Origin of the sequence: Idiomarina sp. Sol25, assembly GCF_033052775.1 — a bacterium.
Taxonomy (GTDB): Bacteria; Pseudomonadota; Gammaproteobacteria; order Enterobacterales; family Alteromonadaceae; genus Idiomarina.
The window spans coordinates 371,103-389,871 of record NZ_JAUPEW010000001.1; the positions used below are offsets into that span (position 1 = coordinate 371,103).

16 protein-coding genes are annotated in these 18,769 nt (G+C 47.1%); 7 read left to right on the forward strand and 9 right to left on the reverse strand.

Annotated elements, in window-relative coordinates:
- Nucleotides 1–12: 12 nt before the first annotated feature.
- Nucleotides 13–2,049, reverse strand: coding sequence for a methionine--tRNA ligase (gene metG / locus Q5L94_RS01800; RefSeq protein ID WP_317496784.1), 2,037 nt, complete (start codon nt 2,047–2,049; stop codon nt 13–15).
- A 108-nt stretch (nt 2,050–2,157) separates the two neighbouring features.
- On the opposite strand from metG, the gene apbC reads away from it, so the two are divergent.
- Together apbC and dcd are read left to right on the forward strand one after the other, a co-directional pair.
- Entirely contained in the window at nt 2,158–3,141 is a 984-nt protein-coding gene (gene apbC / locus Q5L94_RS01805; RefSeq protein WP_411161929.1) for an iron-sulfur cluster carrier protein ApbC, read from the forward strand.
- A 45-nt stretch (nt 3,142–3,186) separates the two neighbouring features.
- Nucleotides 3,187–3,774 carry a dCTP deaminase gene (gene dcd, locus Q5L94_RS01810; protein WP_011233961.1) on the forward strand — a complete coding sequence of 196 codons (588 nt, stop codon included), beginning with the start codon at nt 3,187–3,189 and terminating at the stop codon, nt 3,772–3,774.
- Here dcd and Q5L94_RS01815 read toward each other — a convergent pair.
- The gene (locus Q5L94_RS01815; protein WP_317496786.1) at nt 3,771–4,667 is read right to left on the reverse strand and encodes a uridine diphosphate-N-acetylglucosamine-binding protein YvcK; all 897 of its coding nucleotides are present in this window, start codon (nt 4,665–4,667) and stop codon (nt 3,771–3,773) included. The genes dcd and Q5L94_RS01815 overlap by 4 nt on opposite strands.
- A 106-nt stretch (nt 4,668–4,773) precedes the next feature.
- Here Q5L94_RS01815 and Q5L94_RS01820 point away from each other — a divergent pair, with 106 nt between their 5' ends.
- The 5 genes from Q5L94_RS01820 (at nt 4,774) to Q5L94_RS01840 (ending at nt 9,967) form a co-directional block, all read left to right on the forward strand.
- On the forward strand, nt 4,774–6,180 hold the full coding sequence (locus Q5L94_RS01820) for a protein adenylyltransferase SelO (RefSeq protein ID WP_317496787.1): 1,407 nt from the start codon (nt 4,774–4,776) through the stop codon (nt 6,178–6,180).
- 68 nt (nt 6,181–6,248) lie between these two features.
- On the forward strand, nt 6,249–6,743 hold the full coding sequence (locus tag Q5L94_RS01825) for a DUF192 domain-containing protein (RefSeq protein ID WP_317496788.1): 495 nt from the start codon (nt 6,249–6,251) through the stop codon (nt 6,741–6,743).
- A gap of 14 nt (nt 6,744–6,757) precedes the next feature.
- Entirely contained in the window at nt 6,758–8,458 is a 1,701-nt protein-coding gene (locus Q5L94_RS01830) for a M28 family metallopeptidase (protein WP_411161921.1), read from the forward strand.
- Between the two features lie 75 nt (nt 8,459–8,533).
- Entirely contained in the window at nt 8,534–8,902 is a 369-nt protein-coding gene (locus tag Q5L94_RS01835; RefSeq protein ID WP_317496789.1) for a hypothetical protein, read from the forward strand.
- 21 nt (nt 8,903–8,923) lie between these two features.
- Nucleotides 8,924–9,967 (forward strand): bifunctional glycosyltransferase family 2/GtrA family protein, encoded by a 1,044-nt coding sequence (locus tag Q5L94_RS01840; RefSeq protein WP_317496790.1) that lies wholly within the window; start codon nt 8,924–8,926, stop codon nt 9,965–9,967.
- Nucleotides 9,968–10,029: 62 nt separating this feature from the next.
- Here Q5L94_RS01840 and Q5L94_RS01845 read toward each other — a convergent pair whose 3' ends face one another.
- The 7 genes from Q5L94_RS01845 to Q5L94_RS01875 form a co-directional block, all read right to left on the reverse strand.
- A complete protein-coding gene (locus tag Q5L94_RS01845; protein ID WP_317496791.1) occupies nt 10,030–13,131 on the reverse strand; it encodes an efflux RND transporter permease subunit in 3,102 nt (1,033 codons plus the stop codon).
- A 12-nt stretch (nt 13,132–13,143) separates the two neighbouring features.
- Nucleotides 13,144–14,298, reverse strand: a complete 1,155-nt coding sequence (locus tag Q5L94_RS01850; RefSeq protein WP_317496792.1) for an efflux RND transporter periplasmic adaptor subunit — start codon at nt 14,296–14,298, stop codon at nt 13,144–13,146.
- 69 nt (nt 14,299–14,367) lie between these two features.
- Nucleotides 14,368–15,384 (reverse strand): zinc-binding alcohol dehydrogenase family protein, encoded by a 1,017-nt coding sequence (locus Q5L94_RS01855; RefSeq protein WP_317496793.1) that lies wholly within the window; start codon nt 15,382–15,384, stop codon nt 14,368–14,370.
- Nucleotides 15,385–15,455: 71 nt separating this feature from the next.
- Nucleotides 15,456–16,466, reverse strand: a complete 1,011-nt coding sequence (locus tag Q5L94_RS01860; RefSeq protein WP_317496794.1) for an ArsA family ATPase — start codon at nt 16,464–16,466, stop codon at nt 15,456–15,458.
- Nucleotides 16,467–16,501: 35 nt separating this feature from the next.
- A complete protein-coding gene (locus tag Q5L94_RS01865) occupies nt 16,502–16,774 on the reverse strand; it encodes a cory-CC-star protein (protein ID WP_011233950.1) in 273 nt (90 codons plus the stop codon).
- A 15-nt stretch (nt 16,775–16,789) separates the two neighbouring features.
- On the reverse strand, nt 16,790–18,472 hold the full coding sequence (locus tag Q5L94_RS01870; protein ID WP_317496795.1) for a carbon starvation protein A: 1,683 nt from the start codon (nt 18,470–18,472) through the stop codon (nt 16,790–16,792).
- A gap of 122 nt (nt 18,473–18,594) precedes the next feature.
- The gene (locus Q5L94_RS01875; RefSeq protein WP_016341288.1) at nt 18,595–18,768 is read right to left on the reverse strand and encodes a DUF1328 domain-containing protein; all 174 of its coding nucleotides are present in this window, start codon (nt 18,766–18,768) and stop codon (nt 18,595–18,597) included.
- Nucleotide 18,769 lies beyond the last annotated feature (1 nt).

Below are 18,769 nucleotides of genomic sequence, written 5' to 3' on the forward strand. Positions count from 1 at the left end.
CAGCCCTGCTGATTACATTATTCTCATGCCTGGCTTAGCGCCGTCGTGTGGGCTAAGAATGTAGATTTCATCTTTACCCGGACCCGCTGCAAGTACCATACCTTCAGATAAACCGAAACGCATTTTGCGAGGTGCTAAGTTAGCAACCATAACAGTTAATTGACCTTTTAATGCTTCAGGATCATAAGCTGACTTGATACCCGCAAATACCTGACGCGTTTCACCACCTAGATCCAATGTGAGTTTCAGTAACTTATCCGCGCCTTCAACGTGCTCGGCATTTGCAATGCGGGCAACGCGTAAATCGACTTTAGCAAAATCGTCAAAGCTGATTTCATCGGCAATGGGTTCTTTTTTCAACTCGTCGTTATTAGCTTCCACAGCAGGGGCTTGTGAAGCTTGTTCTTCTTTTGATGCGTCAATCATGGCGTTTACGTCGTCCATTTCAACACGCTGCATAAGCGCTTTAAATTTATTTATCGGGTGTTCCGTTAAAGCCGTTTTGTGGCTTTCCCAGGTGAACGTATCATTCAAGAAGTGCTGCACTTCTTCAGTTAATTTTGGTACAACCGGAGCCAGGTAAATCATTAACGTCCGGAACAGGTTGATACCCAACGAGCAAATTTCATGAACTTCCTGCTCGCTGCCCTCCTGCTTAATTAACTGCCAGGGTTCTTTATCGGCAATGTACTGATTAGCGCGATCAGCCAGCGCCATAATATCGCGCATGGCGCGCGAAAACTCTCGCTTCTCATAAAGTTCAGCTATGTTGTCACCGGCTAACTGAAAGTCTTCGAGCAATGCTGAGTCAGCTACGTTAGCTGAAAGCTTACCGTCGAATTTTTTCTGAATAAAACCGGCACAGCGGCTGGCAATGTTTATTACCTTGCCAACAAGATCAGAATTGACCCGTTGGGCGAAGTCGGTCAGGTTTAAGTCCAGATCATCAATACGGCTTGTCAGCTTGGCTGCGAAATAATAACGCAGATATTCCGGGTCAAGATGCTCAAGGTAAGTGCGAGCCTTAATGAATGTCCCTTTAGACTTAGACATTTTAGTCCCGTTAACCGTAATAAAACCATGTGCCCAGACATTGGTTGGTTGACGGAAATCGGCGCCTTTTAACATGGCCGGCCAGAATAAGCTGTGGAAATAGATGATGTCTTTACCAATAAAATGATAAAGCTCGGCTTCGCTGTCGGCTTGCCAATAAGTGTCCCAGTCGGCTTTGCCTGTGGTTGTGCAGTAGTTTTTAAAGCTACTCATGTAACCTATGGGTGCATCCAGCCAGACGTAAAAGTATTTATTTTCGGTGCCGGGAATTTTAAAGCCAAAGTAGGGCGCGTCGCGGGAAATATCCCAACGCTGCAGGCCTTGTTCAAACCATTCGTTGAGCTTGTTCGCCATTTCATTTTGCAATGAACCGGAACGTGTCCAGCTTTTTAGCATGTCACCAAATGCCGGTAGATCAAAGAAGTAGTGTTCCGATTCCCGCAGTTCGGGTTCTGCACCAGAAACTACTGACTTTGGATTTTTCAGGTCGGTTGGTGCGTATGTTGCGCCACAAACATCACAGTTGTCGCCGTACTGGTCTTCTGCGCCACAATCCGGACACTCGCCTTTTACAAAGCGGTCGGGCAGGAACATCTTTTTTTGAGGGTCATACAGCTGTTCAATGACTTCGGTCTTAATATGACCGGCTTTATCGAGACGCGTGTAGATAGTCTCAGCCAACTCACGGTTCTCGTCACTGTGTGTGCTGTAGTAGTGGTCAAAACCGACTAAAAAATCACTAAAATCGGATTCATGCGAGCGTTGCATGTCGCCAATCATTTGTTCAGGCGTTATGCCAAGCTGCTGGGCCTTGAGCATAATAGGTGTGCCGTGCGCATCGTCAGCACAGACGAAATGGCATTCATTGCCGCGCAGCTTCTGAAAGCGTACCCATATATCGGCCTGAATATAACCTAACATGTGACCGATATGGATAGGTCCGTTAGCGTAAGGCAGTGCGTTGGTAACCAGTATTTTACGTGCGGATTGGCTCATGCGAAAATCTGCTTCCGTTTTGTTGATTAATCTAATGTAAACCCCAAAGTTTTATGCCGCTCATGTTAGCATAGCTCTTGGCTGATACACAGATCCCCGAGGTTGATGATGACAGATTTTACTCACCCCTTATTGCCCAATGGTATTCCCGATGACTGGGTAACTGGCTCCGGTAAGCAACGGGTATTGAACTTGCCTTTTGTTGCTGATGAGTTCTTGCTCAAAGCCATACAGGAGGATCCTGAACTGGGCGAGTTTGACTGGCAGCTCAACTGTCAGATAAAAAAATTGAAGAACTCACAGCCGGAACTACCTCTTACCACGGGTAATGTCATTGTTGTCTCCTCCGGCAAAGGTGGAGTCGGGAAATCCTCCGTGAGTGTGAACCTGGCATTAGCTTTGTCGCAGTTAGGCGCTAAGGTTGGGTTGCTGGATGCCGATATTTACGGGCCATCCATTCCGACCATGCTTGGCGGTGGCGGCTCAGAGATGGAGCTGACTACGAACAATAAAATGATGCCTTTAGAGCGCCACGGACTGCATGTGCATTCGCTGGGATACCTGGTTGAAGACAATGACGCGACCATTTGGCGAGGCCCTATGGCCAGTGGTGCTCTGCAGCAGCTTTACAAAGACACGGCCTGGCCGGCGCTGGATTATCTTATTGTGGATATGCCGCCGGGCACCGGTGATATTCAGCTGACCATGGCACAAAAGTTACCGGTAACGGGTGCTGTGGTCGTCACCACACCTCAAACTGTGGCGCTTAAAGACGCAGAGAAAGGTGTGGCTATGTTTGAGAAGCTGAATATTCCGCTTACAGGCATACTGGAAAACATGAGTTTTTATCAATGCCCGTCGTGTGGACATGAAGATGCGGTTTTTGGCAAGAACGGCGGCGCGGTTATGGCTACTGAGCACAACTTACCGTTATTGGGTCAATGGCCTTTGAACAGCGAGCTGCGCGAGAGTCTGGATGGTGATACACCACTATTGTTAGCACAGCCGGAACACCCGTTAAGTCAGCTAATTTTAAATTCAGCGCAACAAGTTGCAGCAAACCTCTATTATCAGCAAGAAAATTCGTTATAGTACTGGCCTTAAGGTCTTAAACGACAACACGGAGAACGATGAACGATGCGCCTAAACGACACTGAAATAGAACAGCATTTGAAAGATGGAATTATAGGTGTCGAACCTGCACCCCAAGCCAATAATATCTCAGGCGTTACACTGGATATTCATTTAGGAAACGATTTTCGTGTGCTGCAGGATCATGCGGCACCTTTTATTGATATTAGCGGCTCGCGCGAAGCTATTGAAGCGGCCATTCAGGAAGTCATGAGTGATGAAATTGTACTTAAAGACGACCAGGCTTTTTTTATTCACCCGGGCGAATTTGCTTTAGCGGTAACACACGAATCTATTACCTTACCCGCCGATATGGTGGGCTGGTTAGACGGTCGCTCGTCATTAGCGCGTTTAGGATTGATGGTACATGTAACGGCTCACCGCATTGACCCGGGCTGGTCAGGACAAATTGTTCTGGAGTTTTTTAATAGCGGCAAGTTACCTTTGGCATTACGAGCGGGTATGAAGATAGGCGCTATTAGTTTTGAGAAGCTCAGTGGCCCTTGTGCAAGGCCTTACAACAAGCGTGAAGATGCTAAATATCGGGATCAGCACAGCGCGGTGGCTTCGCGTATTTCAGCTGACGGCGGCTAAGCGCTCTCTACCAGGAGTTGTTTAGCGGCTTCTTCTAGTTTAGCTAATAAATTGTTCGTGTTATGGCGGTAGTAGACGTTTTCATCGCTCTGCAAACCGCCAATAACGGGTAGTTTCAGATCATTTTCTTTTTTGTTGCTCAACACTAAGTCGACAACCTGTTTACCCAATTGCTTTTCGATAAAGCCAACTTTTTCAGCCAAACTGAGCTCGCCAGCAGGGCCGTTTTCATCTACCAGGTTATCGATAAACACCACTTTGGACTGAGTTGTCCGCAAGGCATCACGAATACCACTAACGAGTAACGGTGGCATAACCGAAGTCATAAAACTTCCCGGTCCCAGCAAGATTAACTGGCTGCTTCGAATATGGCGTATTGCTTCGGGGGTTGCAGTAACGCTGCCGGACAAAGACAGCTTGCGTGGCATAACCGGAAGTTTATCAATGCGTATTTCACCATGACACTGAATACCGTCGTTGGTTGTTGCAATGAGATCGGTTGGGCATTCCGACATAGGAAGTATACGATTATCGACGTTCAGTAAGCGACTTAAGAGCTGTATACCATCTAACGGGCGGGCACTGAGCTGATCCAGTGTATAAAGCAGCAAGTTACCGAAGTTATGGCCATGCAGTGACGATGTGCAATCGAAACGGTAATTCAAGACTTCGGCCGCGAGTGGTTGTTCAACAAGTTGTGACAGGCAGTTGCGGATATCACCCCAGGCAATGCAGTGTTGTGACTCACGTAACAAACCGGTTGCACCGCCGTTATCTGTGGTTGCTACAATACCGACTAACTTATGTTTCATAAACGACAGCGTCGACAGTACCCGGCCGAGACCGTGGCCACCGCCTATTGCGGTGATACGTCGTAAAGAATGAAGTTGCATGGGGCTTCCTTTGCTGCCAGTGGCCAAACGTTGCGACCTTAGCTGATTTATTATGAGTTATGCAAGCCTCACTGACTGTGTAACAATCTATTTAGCAGGAGGATGTATGCCAATAGTTTTTGATAACCGCTTTGCCCGTAAGTTCCCGGAAATTACAACTCGCCAACCAGTAAAACCCGACGGCGAGGTAAGTTTACGCTGGTTAAATAGCCCGTTATGGGCTGAATTAACCAATGGAGAAACGCCGCCGGCTGAATTGTCTCAGTGGTTGGGAGGGCTTGAGTCCTGGCCGGGAAGTGAGCCTGTTGCACAAAAATACGCAGGGCATCAGTTTGGGCATTTTAACCCTTATTTAGGCGATGGCCGGGGCTTGCTCCTGGGTCAGGCTGTAGTAGCGGATAGAATAACCGATATTCATATAAAAGGTGCCGGACCAACCCCATACAGCCGAGGGGCAGATGGCAGGGCGGTGCTGCGCTCTTCTATACGGGAGTTACTGGCAAGTGAAGCGCTGCACGCGCTAAATATTCCGACAACGCGCGCTTTGGCATTAATTTCGACACAAGGGAAGATACAACGGGAGCGGGTTGAAACCGGTGCGATGCTTGCCCGCACAGCGACTACGCATGTCCGCTTTGGTCACTTTGAGCATTGTTTTCATCGGGGGTTGGAAGACACCATGCAACACCTCTGGCAGGACACCATAGAAGTGGCCTGGCCACATTTAGCAAGTGCGGATATCGCGGAACAGTTTTCGCAGGTGGTAAAAAGTACTGCTGAGATGATTGCAGCCTGGCAGGCTTATGGTTTTATTCATGGTGTAATGAATACTGACAATATGAGTTTAGCGGGTGAAACGTTCGACTTTGGCCCCTACGCCTTTCTGGATGATTACCAGCCCGAAAAGATTTTTAACCATACGGATGCAGGCGGACGCTACGGTCTTTTGCAACAACCGGGAGTCGGGCTCTGGAATTTACAGCGCCTGGCTCAGGCCGTTAGTCCTTTAATTGAGGCGGATAAATTGCGGGCGGCGCTGGACACTTACGAACCCGAACTTCGAAAAGCTTACTTAAATCGAATGACAGAACGTCTGGGTATGTCGTCAGTACCTGTCAACGAGAGAATGCAGTTGGTCGGTGGCTGGTTAAGTCTGCTGGAGGTGAACCAGGCCGATTATCACTTAGCGTTCCGTGACTTGATTGATTCGCTTGAAGCGAAAGAGCCGAGAGGACTACTGGCACAAAGTGGTGAGAGCTGGTGGCAGGAATACAATAACGCCGTAAACGGAACGAGTAATATTGATGTTATGAAGCGAGTTAACCCTTGGGTTATTGTCAGAACACACCACGCGCAGCGGGTAATAGATGCAGCAGAAGCGGGTGACGACTCGTTATTACACGACTATATGCAGGCTTTAACGAACCCTTTTGCTGAGAGCTTAAGTGAAAGCCCATGGGCTAAACCGCCAACGGCTGAGGAGCAGATCTCTGAACTGTCCTGTTCAAGCTGAGGTTTGAATTGCGATCTCCCACTGGATAGGACAAAATCAGAGTCATTGATGACGACAGGGTCAAGCGAATGAACTATCGAGTGCTTTTTATGTTAATCAGCGCCTTACCTTTTTGCGGTATGGCGCAACAATGGAATGTTCCTGAACCACAAGAATTTGATAAAACCGAAGTTTGCCTGGGTGAGCTTGAACAACCTTTAACCGTCGAGTTGGCGGATAATCAGCAGCAACAAGCGCGAGGGTTAATGCAGCGAGAGTCACTGGGCGAGTACAACGGGATGTGGTTCCGTTATGGCAATGAGCGCCCCGGCTACAGTGGCTTCTGGATGTACCAGACATTAATTCCATTAGATATTGCTTACCTTGATCGACAAGGCCGTATTGTGAAAACTTTCACGATGCGACCTTGCCGCAGCGATGATCCAACGCAATGCCGAAGCTATTCTCCGGGGAAAAACTACTGGAGTGTGCTTGAGGTCAATGGTGGATTCTTTGCTGAGCATGATATTCGCATGGGCGATCAATTAAGAAAAGCTGAGAGCGAGAGCTGTAAGCAAAAATAGGATAAGGAATAATAATGAAGAGTAATAGAAAAGGAGAAACCATGAAGTACGCGATATTGGGAGCACTGAGCTTAAGTGCTTTAGCTGCCTGCGGACCGGCAGACGAATCAAATAAAGAAACAGATAAAGCCGTTGCCGACATACAGGACTCAGCTTTCAACCCCAATTACCGGGATTATCTAAAGACGTTATCTTCTGACGAGTTTGAAGGGCGGGCGCCCGCGTCAGCCGGTGGAGAAAAAGCGGTTAGTTTTATTGAAAATCATTTCCGCGAGTGGGGCTTAAAACCTTATGACCAGGAAAATGACAGCTACCGTCAGCCTGTCCCGCTAGTCAAACTGATGCCTTATAAAGTGAGTTCTCTGAACTTTGATGGTGAGTCAGCACCCGAGTCAATGAAGTATCGTACTGAAATGATGGCGTGGACACCGCGTGTGGTTGACGAAGTTAAGGTCGAAAACAGCGACGTCGTTTTTGTCGGATACGGTATTGTTGCTCCTGAATATGACTGGAACGACTACGAAGGATTGGATGTTGAAGGTAAAACCGTTGTTATGCTGGTGAATGACCCGGGCTATGCCACCGGAGATTCAGAGCTCTTTAATGGTAATGCGATGACGTATTATGGACGCTGGACTTATAAATTTGAGGAAGCCGCGAGACAGGGCGCTGAAGCCGCGTTTGTAATACACGAAACAGGTCCAGCCGGTTACGGTTGGGGCGTTATTGCTGGCGGTTCTCCAGTACGTTTTGACTTAAAACGCGAAAATAAGAATATGGATCGCTCAGCCATCGAAGGTTGGGTGACAGAAGAAAGCGCTAACGCGTTATTTGCTAGTGTTGGTAAAAATTTAGAGCAAATGCGGGAGCTGGCATTAAGCGGTGACTTCAAGCCTAAACCTCTGAATATTGAAGCCTCATTGACGGTTAAAAACAAATTTGAATATTTAGATACCAATAACGTTATTGGTTACATTGAAGGTTCTAAATATCCGGAAGAGCACGTTATCTACATGGCTCACCATGATCATTTGGGCACCGACCCGGTGCGTGAAGATGATCCTATCTATAATGGTGCGCAGGATAATGCCTCGGGCACGGCTGCATTAATGGCTATGGCTGAGCAGTTTGCCAAAGGGCAACAACCAGAGCGCTCTATTGTGTTTGCTGCGGTCGGTGCAGAAGAGAGTGGTCTGCTTGGTTCTGACTGGTACGCGTCGCATCCAATGCTGCCGCTGGGCAAAGCCGTTGGCGGTATCAATATGGACGTTATGAATGTTTATGGTCCAATGAAAGACATGGTTGTCGTAGGTTATGGCAATTCTTCTATGGAAGACTACTTGAAACGCTACGTAAAGGCCCAAGATCGTTATGTAGCACCTGAGCCAACTCCTGAAGTGGGTTCATTCTACCGCTCAGATCATTTTAATCTGGCGAAAAGAGGTGTTCCAATGCTTTACGCTAAAGGCGGTAATGACCATGTTGAAAAAGGCCGGGAGTGGACTGAAGAGCAACGTGCTATATTTAACCGCGATGCTTATCACAAGCCAGCTGATGAATTTGATGAAAACTGGGATTTACGTGGTGTACAGCAGGATATGTCCGTTTTTTATTCAATCGGTAACGAGTTAGCCAACTCACGTGAATGGCCTCAATGGGCACCCGGTAATGAATTTGAAGCGGCACGTAAAGCAACAGAAGATATGCGTAAATAGACGTTAAGATAACCTGGTAGGAACGGTCAGTACCTTATGTTGTCTTAGCTTTGCAGTCATTTTTTAGGAGCAGTTATGACTCATAAACGTGATAAAGTTTATGTCCGTTTCAACCAGGGTTCGCGTACCGGAGGTTCATCCTCCGGTAATTGGCTCAGCCGTTTGCTGGGCCTTTTTTTGTTATTGGTTCTGATAGGCCTTGGACTGGCTTTTGGCATGGTCATCGCCGCCGTTTTATTTGTGCTGATGATTCCGGTTATGTGGCGTCAACGGCATACTATTAAACAGGTCTGGCGCATGCGTAAACAAGCGAAACAGCATTATCAGGAGCAACAGCGGCAGCATCAAAAACAGCAAGAACATTATGAAAATAATAAGGAAGACCGTGGATCGGTTATTGATGGAGAGTACGAAGTCAAAGAAGATCAGGATAAAAAACCATAGAAACAAAGGTCCAGAGCTGGAATGAAGAAACCTTATATTGTTATTCCGGCGCTGGATCCCGACCAGCACTTGCTGGAGCTTATTGATAGAATTACTACTGAAGATCCAGAATGGAGTCACTATCTGGGTATTATCGTTGTTGATGACGGTAGTCGCTTCTCCGACGTTTTTGAGCAACTGGCTGATCGCCATCGCGTTCATGTTTTAAGCCATGAGCAAAATAAGGGAAAAGGCGCGGCGTTGCGCACGGCATTTGACTGGATCATCAAGCAACGTGATGAACGTTGTTCTGGTGCCGTTACAGCTGATGCAGACGGTCAGCATTTGGCGAAAGACATTCTTGCTATCTGTACTTGCCTAAAAGGTTACCCGGATAAGCTATGGCTGGGTAGCCGCACTTTTGATGAAAAAGACATTCCTTTCCGCTCCAGGCTCGGTAATAAATTTACCCGGGTTATTTTTCGGCTGGTAACGGGGCAGGACATTAAAGATACCCAAACAGGATTACGCGGAATACCTTTGGGCTTTCTTGAACACTTAGTCCATTTTACCAGTTCCGGTTATGAGTTTGAGCTGGAAATGCTGCTTTCAGCTAAGCGCTGCGGCTATCGGATAAATTCTCAGGAAATAACCACGGTTTATGAAGAGGGTAATGAAACAAGTCATTACCGACCAGTAATCGACTCGATAAAAATCTACCAAAAGTTTTTAAAGTTTGCCAGTATCGGCATTCTGTCTGCCGGCTTGGATTATTCGATTTTTGCGACAGCTTACTTTTTCTCCGGTCAGGTGTTGGAATCTATTGTTCTGGCTCGAGTTATATCTGGGGTATTCAATTTTTCTCTGAATCGCCAATGGGTATTCAAACAAGGGGCTCATGTTGCCTGGGATGCAACTAAATACAGTTGTCTCGCCGTTGTCTTAGTGGCTGCTAATTACGGCCTTACGGAGGCGTTCCGCTACCTTGGTGTTACGCCCTTTATTGGTAAGCCATTAGCGGAAGGTTTAGTTTTCTTGTTGAGCTACGGTGGACAAAAGAGGTTAGTTTTTAAAAAAGCGGCCTAATAAGCGTCGTTTTAAAAAGAAAACCCGGAGTTAAGCTCCGGGTTTTTTGTGTCTGCTATCTGTTATTCTTCCGTTTGTTTCGGCGGGAATATTCGCCGTACAACATAGAAGAATAACGGTACGAAGAAGATCGCCAGTACAGTACCGCCAATCATTCCGCCTATAACACTGGTACCAATGGCATTACGGCTTGCAGCGCCAGCACCATCGCTTAGCGCCAGAGGCATAACACCAAAGACAAAGGCTAAGGACGTCATAAGAATAGGGCGCAGACGTAAGCGCACGGCTTCCAGCGTGGCTTCCAGTAGTTCTTTACCCTGAGCCTGCAAGTCTTTCGCAAATTCAACGATTAGTATGGCGTTCCTTGCCGACACCCCAACGGTTGTCAACAGACCTACCTGGAAGTAAACATCGTTAGAGATACCGCGAAGCATGACAGCAACGACTGCACCCAGAATACCCAGGGGGACAACCAGCATGACTGAAAATGGTATTGACCAGCTTTCGTACAGGGCTGCCAGGAACAGGAACACAACAATCAGCGATACGCTATAAAGAATAGGCGCAAAATCACCAGATTGACGCTCTTGTAAAGAAATACCAGTCCATTCGAAACCAATTCCCGGAGGAAGCTTCGCAATCATCTTTTCCATTTCAATCATGGCTTCGCCGGTACTGACTCCTGGGGCTGCCTGCCCCTGGATTTCCATTGCAGAAACACCGTTATAGCTTTCGACTCGCTGGGCACCATAGGTCCATTCCCAACTCGAGAATGAGCTAAATGGCACCATGTCGCCCTGATTGTTTTTGACATACCATTCGTTGATATCTTCAGGCAACATACGCGATTCTGCTTCGCCCTGCAGATAGACCTTTTTAACCCGGCCCCGATCGATAAAGTCGTTAACGTAGGATGACCCCCAGGCTGTGCTTAAGGTTTCATTGATACTGGCAATAGTCAGTCCCAAAGCCTGAGCTTTTTCAAAATCGATATCAATACGCAGCTGTGGTGCATCTTCAAGTCCGTTTGGACGGACCTGCACTAGCTTTTCGTTCTGTCCTGCCATACCCAACAGCTGGTTACGGGCTTCGAGCAAACCGGTATGACCCAGATTACCGCGATCCTGCAGGAACAGGTTGAAACCACTGGAAACACCGAGTTCCGGAATAGGTGGCAGGTTAAAGGCAAATATCATCGCCTCTTTAATACTAGCAAAGAAACCAAAAGCTCTGCCAATAACGGCGTCAACATGCTGGCTTTCGTCACGTTCACTCCAGTCTTTCAGCCGCACAAAAGCGATACCATTAGCCTGACTGCGCCCTGAGAAACTGAAACCAACAACAGAAAATACTGACTGGACCGCATCTTCCTGGTCGAGATAGTAGTTTTCTATTTTATCCATGGTGTTGACAGACTGTTCGAGCGTAGAGCCAACCGGTAATTGCATTTGAGTCAAAAATACACCGCGGTCTTCTTCGGGCAAGAAAGCCGATGGTAGCTTCATAAATAAAAATACCAAAATGCCAATAATACCCAGGTAAAGAACGCCAAACCGCACAGTACGGCGTAAAATTGAGTGGATGGCATTGGTGTACTTGTCGGTCCATTTCTCTAAGGTGCGGTTGAACCAGCCAAGCGGTCCCCAGCCACTGTTTTTGTCGTGCTTAACAGGTTTTAACAGGGTGGCACACAATGCTGGTGAGAACACAATAGCAACAAGGACAGACAGACCCATCGAGGTAATGATGGTCAGTGAAAACTGTCGGTAAACGGCACCGGTGGCACCCGGGAAGAAGGCCATAGGTGCAAATACCGCAGCCATAACCACACCGATAGCAACAAGTGCTCCGGTAATTTGCCCCATCGACTTAATCGTTGCCTGCTTGGGTGACAAGCCCTCTTCAGACATTAAGCGCTCAACGTTCTCTACAACGACGATGGCGTCATCAACTAACAGGCCGATGGAGAGCACCATCCCGAACATGGTCAGAGTGTTAATTGAAAAGCCAGCTAGCGCGAGTACGCCCATGGTGCCCAGAATAACCACCGGTATTGCTAAAGTGGGTATTAAAGTGGCTCTTAGGTTCTGAAGAAAAACGAACATAAGCAGGAAGACCAGAATAATGGCTTCTATTAAAACTTGCGCCACTTCAGAAATCGAAATTTTGATAAAAGGAGTGGTGTCGTAAGCTGTAACCAATTCCATTCCATCAGGGAAAAACTCTTCCAGCTCAGCCATTCGCGCTTTTACTGCATCGGCTGTTTCCAGAGCGTTAGCCCCGGTTTGTAGATTAATTGCCAGACCTGTTGCCGGCTTACCGTTATAATTGGCCTGAATAGAGTAGTTTTCTGCACCTTTTTCGACTTCAGCGACGTCTTTAAGTCGGACTTGCGAACCATCAGACAATACTTTTAAGGTGATGTTTTCAAACTCAGAAACATCCGACATACGAGTTTGTGCGATAATTGTCGCATTAAGACGCTGACCTTCGACGGCTGGTGTGCCGCCCAGTTCACCGGCTGCCACCTGAGCATTTTGTGTCCGAATGGCGCTTTTCAGGTCGGCCATTGTCAGGCCGTAATTAACCAACGCGGAAGGGTCGACCCAAATTCTCATCGAGTAGGGTGAACCGAAGAGTTGAACGTTACCAACCCCGGTTGTACGGGCTATAGGATCCTGAATATTGGACGCTATATAGTCACTTAAATCGGTTTGAGAGTAGCGGTCGTCTGAGGCGACGAGCGCAGCTACCATTAAGAATGAGCTACTCGCTTTGCTAACGGTAATTCCCTGAGCCTGAACTGCCTGAGGCAATTGGGGGGTCGCCTGAGAAAGTTTATTCTGAACTTGCACCTGAGCAATATCAGGGTCGGTTCCGGAAGCAAAAGTCAGACTGACGGTAGCGCTGCCAAAGTTACTCTGAGAAGAGAAATAGAGCAGGTTATCGACGCCTGTCATATTCTGTTCAATAACTTTGGTTACGGTATTTGAAACGGTTTCGGCGTTAGCACCCGGGTAACTTACCTGAATTTCGACCGCTGGTGGCGCAATGGTCGGATACTGAGCAATAGGGAGCTGCAGCATCGCGATTGCACCGGCCATCATGGTCAGCAACGCGAGAACCCAGGCAAATATTGGGCGATTTATAAAAAACTTGGCCATTACTGACTTCCCTTACTGCTGCTGTTCAGAGTTAGATGAATCGATAGTCACCGATGCGCCCGGACGAATTTTTTGCAGACCTGAAGTGACAACGGTATCGCCTTCTTTAAGGCCTTCAGATACTAACCAACTGCTGCCTACAGCGCGTTCTGTCGTTATCATCCGTTGTTCAATTTTTTTGTCATCATTTACCAGCATGACATAAGGTCGTCCTCTGGGGTCTCGAGTTACAGCTTTTTGCGGTACTTTAATGGCTGAGTTGATAGTGCCTTCACTCACTTCAGCACGCACAAACATGCCTGGGTACAGTGTGTTATCCGGGTTAGGGAATTCAGCACGCAATAGAATTGCTCCTGTATCTTCATCGACACTGACTTCAGAGAAAAGCAGTTCACCTTTTTGATCGTAATCCAGACCATTTAATTTAAGACGAACGGGTGCATTACCTTTCTCGTTCGCCTGAATACGGCCGGATTTTATATCAGCTTGTAACTTCATAAACTGCTTACTGGATTGGTTGATATCAACATAAATTGGATCCAGTTGATTAATCGTAACCAAAGGTTCAGGCTGAGATGCTGTTAATAATGCACCTTCAGTGAAGTTAGAACGGCCAATGACACCGTTAATGGGTGCGTTGACTTTCGTGTACTCAAGGTTAATGCTGGCATTTTTTAATTTGGCTTCAGCCACTGAAACAGCCGCTTTGTTTTGATAAAAGGTAGCTTCTGCACTATCAAACTCGTCCTGGCTTACTGCGTTCTCTTCAAGCAGTTCCTGAAAACGTTTATAACGAAGCTCTGAGCTGCGTAAAACAGCTTTTGCGCTTTCAACTTCAGCTTCAGCACTGGCTAATTCCGCTTCATAAACGGCCGGATCAATTTGATAAAGTTGCTGTCCTTTTTCTACAAAGGCGCCTTCTTCAAAAGTTCGTTCCAGCAATACCCCGCTAACTTGCGGGCGAACTTGAGCAACCCGATAGGCTGCTGTACGTCCAGGCAAATCGGTACTAAGACTGATTGACTCAGGCGTTACGGTAATTACGTCAACCTGAGCTGCTTGTTGCTGGCCTTGTTGCTGCTGTTGTTGGTCGCTGCATGCGCTGAGTGCTCCCGTTAATAGAAGACTCGCGGCAAAAATGGGGGCAAACCTAAAACGCGTGTTCATTAAATTACCTCTGACCTATTAATTTATATCAATCCGGAATTATACATACATTCATGTATGTTTGTAAAACTATTCGGCAACAGTTAGCGCTATTTTTCCGATAGTTTTCTGACTTTCTATAGCCTGATGCGCCTTCCGGAGATTATCCGCGTTCATTTCGCCAAAATTTTTACCAAGAGTCGAACGGATTTGGCTTTTTTCGACCATTCTCGCTATGTGGTTCAGTAATTCCTGCTGCTTTATCATGTCTGCCGTAGTAAACATAGAACGGGTAAACATAAACTCCCAGTGCAAGCTGATGCTTTTTTGCTTCATCAGGGTAATATCGAGACTTTCGGATGGGTCATCTATGAGGCAAAAGCGACCCTGAGGCGCCATCAATTTCGTACATTGCGCGAAGTATTGTTCGCTGTGAGTCAAACAGGCCACATCGGTTACCGGGGAGGCGCCAACAGACTCTATTTGCTCGGCTAAGTCGTCGTAATGATTAATAACGTGGTCGGCCCCAAGAGCTTTTACCCATTGTTGAGATTCTGCGCGGGAGGCGGTAGCGATAATGGTAACATCGGTTAGCTGAGCGGCAAGCTGAATTAAGATAGATCCAACACCACCGGCTCCGCCAATGACTAACAGAATTCTCTTGTTATGCGGTGACGGTTTATCAAGCTGTAAGCGATCGAACAGAATTTCCCAGGCAGTAATACTGGTCAGGGGGAGGGCGGCGGCCTGAGTGTCATCGAGATTCGCCGGGGCATTGCCTACAATGCGATAATCAACGGTTTGCAATTGCGCGTTACAACCTGGTCGGGTCAAATCACCCGCGTACCAAACACGATCTCCTGTTTGAAAGCCGGTTACTTTATCTCCGGTAGAGACAACTTCGCCGACAGCATCCCAGCCAATAATTTTGTGGCCAGACTCAGGCGCCATGCGCATTCTGATTTTGGTATCAACCGGGTTAACGGCTACGGCTTTAACTTTAACCAGTAGATCCTTTTCTCCGGGAGTCGGATCATCGACGGTAATATCCAGCAGTGAATTTGGGTCTTCGGCCGGAAGTGATTCTTTGTATCCTACAGCGCGCATAGTCTTCTCCTTAATTCATAACAATCACACTTTATACGTCTTATTAGAGAAAGCGATGACAAAGATGGCAATTAGGATGAAAATCCTGCTTGCTCCAGACTATTTGCAAAGGCCTCTAATGCGTCGAGACCCTGTACATCTTCTTCTAATAGATAAAGGGAGTAATTTCGCCATGCTTTAAAACGTTTGTGAATGTCTTCTATGTAAGTTTTTTCCTGAAGCCTGCGTTTGGCCAAAAAGCTGCCGTCAGCCTGTTCAGGCAAAATCCGATTAATGACAACACCACCAACGGGTAACTTTTCTGCTGTTAATGACTGTAATGCACGATCGGTTTCCTGGATAGGCAGCCGCTCGGGTGTCAGCACAAACAATATGGATGTGTAACTGCTGTCCTGCAATAAGCGCCGGGTGCGTTGAAAAAGCCGTTGTCGAGTTAATAACTGTTCTGTAATTGCTCTGGTACGGTCGGTCATACCGTCGCTGGCATTGTCTTTGGGGTCAGCCATTGGGTTATTAATGTCTTTACCGGCTTTGGGCGATAAGTGCTCAAGAACTGAGTCGAAGTCTTCGGAACGCTTTTGCGAACGCAACATACCCTGAGTCCAGGCAGCCATTGCCTCGGGTAACGTCAATAAACGCAGGGTATGCCCGGTTGGGGCTGTATCAAAAATGAGTAAGTCATAGTCCTTTTCGGCTTCATCAATAACGTTGCAAATGCGTTCCAGCAAAGCAGCTTCCTGAGCCCCCGGCGACTGCTGGGTTAAGCGCATTTGACGTTCAATTTCAGGAAAAAGGTCGGGGTTAGTAAAGCGTTTCATTTGAGAACTGACCCTATCGATATGAGCTTTAACTTCATGGTCAGGGTCAATTTCTAATGCGGTTAAATTTTCGCGCATGACAGTTTTTTTATCACCGATTTTTTTGTCGAAAACATCGGCTAGGCTATGTGCCGGATCGGTTGAAACCAACAGGACTTTTTTGCCTTGACGGGCAGCAAGAACCGCCAGAGCAGAAGACACGGTTGTTTTACCAACTCCGCCTTTACCACCAATTAATAAAACTTTTTTATCGCTTAACAACATGAGAAAAGAACCCTGTTTTTGGTCGGGTTATAAAATTAGCAACAACGGAAATGATCAAGAGGTGAGTGTTCCATTCCCATACGTTGATGCCATTCGTGGAAACGTTCCAGCATTAATGGCTGTAACTCTAAAGTATAATAGGCGGCCGGGTTCGGCACGCCCATCATTTCAGAAAAAACCAGTAGCATGAATAAATCGTCTTCGTCGCGCTTTGCCCGGGCAATAGCTGAGCGATAGGGCGCATTATAGAACTCATTGGCCAAATCACTTGCCCGGCTGAACCAACGGCGGACTGACTGTATATTCATGCTACTTACTCCTGTTTAATAGTGTTTCTTCTGAGCTTTTTGTTCCTTACGGATTTTAGATAAGCCTGCACTAGCTTCAAGACCAATCCAGATAGCTGCAACCAGTACGACTAAATCCAGACCCATTAAGAACCAGTCACCGCTGTTGTAAAAGTCCTTGAGCTGCACAATAAGCGCGAAGACTGTCATTATCAGCAGGAAAACTAATGGTATTAACGTGTAATACATAGGTCTGCCAAGGCGAACCAGCATGACAGTAATAACCAGTAAGGTTAAACCGGCTAATAACTGATTTGTGGTACCAAACAGAGGCCAGATAACTAAGCCGCCGGAACCGTCGGCACCACCAGCGCCAAAGGCCAACAATAAACAGCTACCAACCGCAAGCAGGGTAGCTGGAAGGGCTTTTTGCATCCAGTTGATGTTATAGATGTTTCCCCATTCCTGGAAAATATAACGCTGGAGGCGAAGACCTGTATCCATGGTGGTACCGGCGAAAAGCACTGCCATAACCGTCAGTAGTGTTTCCGATACACCAATGTCCAGGCCGAGGCCCCGACTAATAATGTTAGCGCCACCTTCAACAAAGGCTGATACGCCACCTTGTCCGAAAGAAGAGTAGACCGCTTCCCAGTCAGCTAATGTTGCAAAGCCGGCTGTTGCAGCGATGATGGTCGCCAATGACAATGAACCTTCGCCAACTGCGCCAAAGTATCCGACAAAGCGGGCATCGGTTTCTTTATTAAGTTGCTTCGAGGTTGTGCCCGATGCAACCAGGCCGTGGAAGCCCGAAATTGCCCCGCAGGCTATGGTGACGAACAGCAGCGGCAACATTGATGGGGTGCCTTCCGGAGTGTTGCTATTGAAGGCCGGAGCTGAAATTTCCGGAGCCAGTAGTAACGTGGCGCCGTAAAGCAAAATAAGACCAATGAAAAGCTGCAGACCGTTGATGTAGTCTCGTGGCTGAAGCAACATCCAAACAGGCAGTAACGAAGCAATGGCTGCGTAGCCAAACAGGATAAGAACCCATTGCGCGTTGTCGCTAATACCCATGACCGTTTCCGGCAATTCTATAGGGAAGGACGGACCTGCCCAGATAAGTGCGTACAGCGCCAGTACACCGATAATGGATATAGCACCCAAGCCCATCCATTTACGGAAAATAATTTGTCCGATAATAAGCGCGACAAATATGGCCCCCCAAACCGGAACTACTGAGCTGGAGAATTTAATCAGCAGCCCCGAAATAGCGGTAGCGAATACTGCATTGACCATTAATAACACCAGGAAAATAACGATCATAAACAGCGTTTGAGAGCGCTTTCCAACAACATCGCCGGTCAGGTTACCAATAGATTTGGCTTTATTACGGTTACTTGCCCAGATAGCGCCGGCATCGTGTACACCAGCAAAAAATATGGTACCGAAAATAACCCATAAGAAAGCAGGTACCCAACCCCAGATAACCGCAATGGCAGGACCAATAATAGGTGCTGCACCGGCTACAGAAGTAAAGTGGTGGCCCCACAGAACGTATTTATTGGTAGGGACGAAGTCGACGCCGTCCTCTAATTCGTGAGCGGGTGTTCTGAAATCAGGATCGAGCTTAAAAATTTTCTCAGCAATGAATTTAGAGTAAAAAACGTAACCGAGAAACATTGCGCCTAAACCCAGAACCATCATTACGATTGCGTTCATGGCAAGAGCCTCATTGTTGTAGTGTTAGACAGGAAACGAAAAATGCCAACTGTTATTGTAGCGTAAACTCAATAACGGTTGGCATGCGACCAATGTCTAATATCTAATAAAGGCTAAAACATTTAAAGCCTTTTATTACCCTGAAGCAGGCGAACAACTAAAGAAATTGCAAAGAGAATAATAAAGATATAGAAGATAATTTTAGCGATTCCGGCTGCTGTTCCCGCAATTCCACCAAAGCCTAAAATAGCAGCAACTACAGCCACAGCTAGAAAGATAAGAACCCAACGCAACATA

What these genes read in the sequence shown, in the direction of transcription:
- Q5L94_RS01815 (WP_317496786.1), bottom strand. Translation starts at nt 4,667, where the DNA reads ATGCAACTTCATTCTTTACGACGTATCACCGCAATAGGCGGTGGCCAC.
- Q5L94_RS01845 (WP_317496791.1), bottom strand. Translation starts at nt 13,131, where the DNA reads ATGGCCAAGTTTTTTATAAATCGCCCAATATTTGCCTGGGTTCTCGCG.
- metG (WP_317496784.1), bottom strand. Translation starts at nt 2,049, where the DNA reads ATGAGCCAATCCGCACGTAAAATACTGGTTACCAACGCACTGCCTTAC.
- Q5L94_RS01830 (WP_411161921.1), top strand. Translation starts at nt 6,758, where the DNA reads ATGAAGAGTAATAGAAAAGGAGAAACCATGAAGTACGCGATATTGGGA.
- Q5L94_RS01865 (WP_011233950.1), bottom strand. Translation starts at nt 16,774, where the DNA reads ATGAATATACAGTCAGTCCGCCGTTGGTTCAGCCGGGCAAGTGATTTG.
- dcd (WP_011233961.1), top strand. Translation starts at nt 3,187, where the DNA reads ATGCGCCTAAACGACACTGAAATAGAACAGCATTTGAAAGATGGAATT.
- Q5L94_RS01840 (WP_317496790.1), top strand. Translation starts at nt 8,924, where the DNA reads ATGAAGAAACCTTATATTGTTATTCCGGCGCTGGATCCCGACCAGCAC.
- Q5L94_RS01850 (WP_317496792.1), bottom strand. Translation starts at nt 14,298, where the DNA reads ATGAACACGCGTTTTAGGTTTGCCCCCATTTTTGCCGCGAGTCTTCTA.
- Q5L94_RS01870 (WP_317496795.1), bottom strand. Translation starts at nt 18,472, where the DNA reads ATGAACGCAATCGTAATGATGGTTCTGGGTTTAGGCGCAATGTTTCTC.
- Q5L94_RS01855 (WP_317496793.1), bottom strand. Translation starts at nt 15,384, where the DNA reads ATGCGCGCTGTAGGATACAAAGAATCACTTCCGGCCGAAGACCCAAAT.
- Q5L94_RS01875 (WP_016341288.1), bottom strand. Translation starts at nt 18,768, where the DNA reads ATGTTGCGTTGGGTTCTTATCTTTCTAGCTGTGGCTGTAGTTGCTGCT.
- apbC (WP_411161929.1), top strand. Translation starts at nt 2,158, where the DNA reads ATGACAGATTTTACTCACCCCTTATTGCCCAATGGTATTCCCGATGAC.
- Q5L94_RS01860 (WP_317496794.1), bottom strand. Translation starts at nt 16,466, where the DNA reads ATGTTGTTAAGCGATAAAAAAGTTTTATTAATTGGTGGTAAAGGCGGA.
- Q5L94_RS01835 (WP_317496789.1), top strand. Translation starts at nt 8,534, where the DNA reads ATGACTCATAAACGTGATAAAGTTTATGTCCGTTTCAACCAGGGTTCG.
- Q5L94_RS01820 (WP_317496787.1), top strand. Translation starts at nt 4,774, where the DNA reads ATGCCAATAGTTTTTGATAACCGCTTTGCCCGTAAGTTCCCGGAAATT.
- Q5L94_RS01825 (WP_317496788.1), top strand. Translation starts at nt 6,249, where the DNA reads ATGAACTATCGAGTGCTTTTTATGTTAATCAGCGCCTTACCTTTTTGC.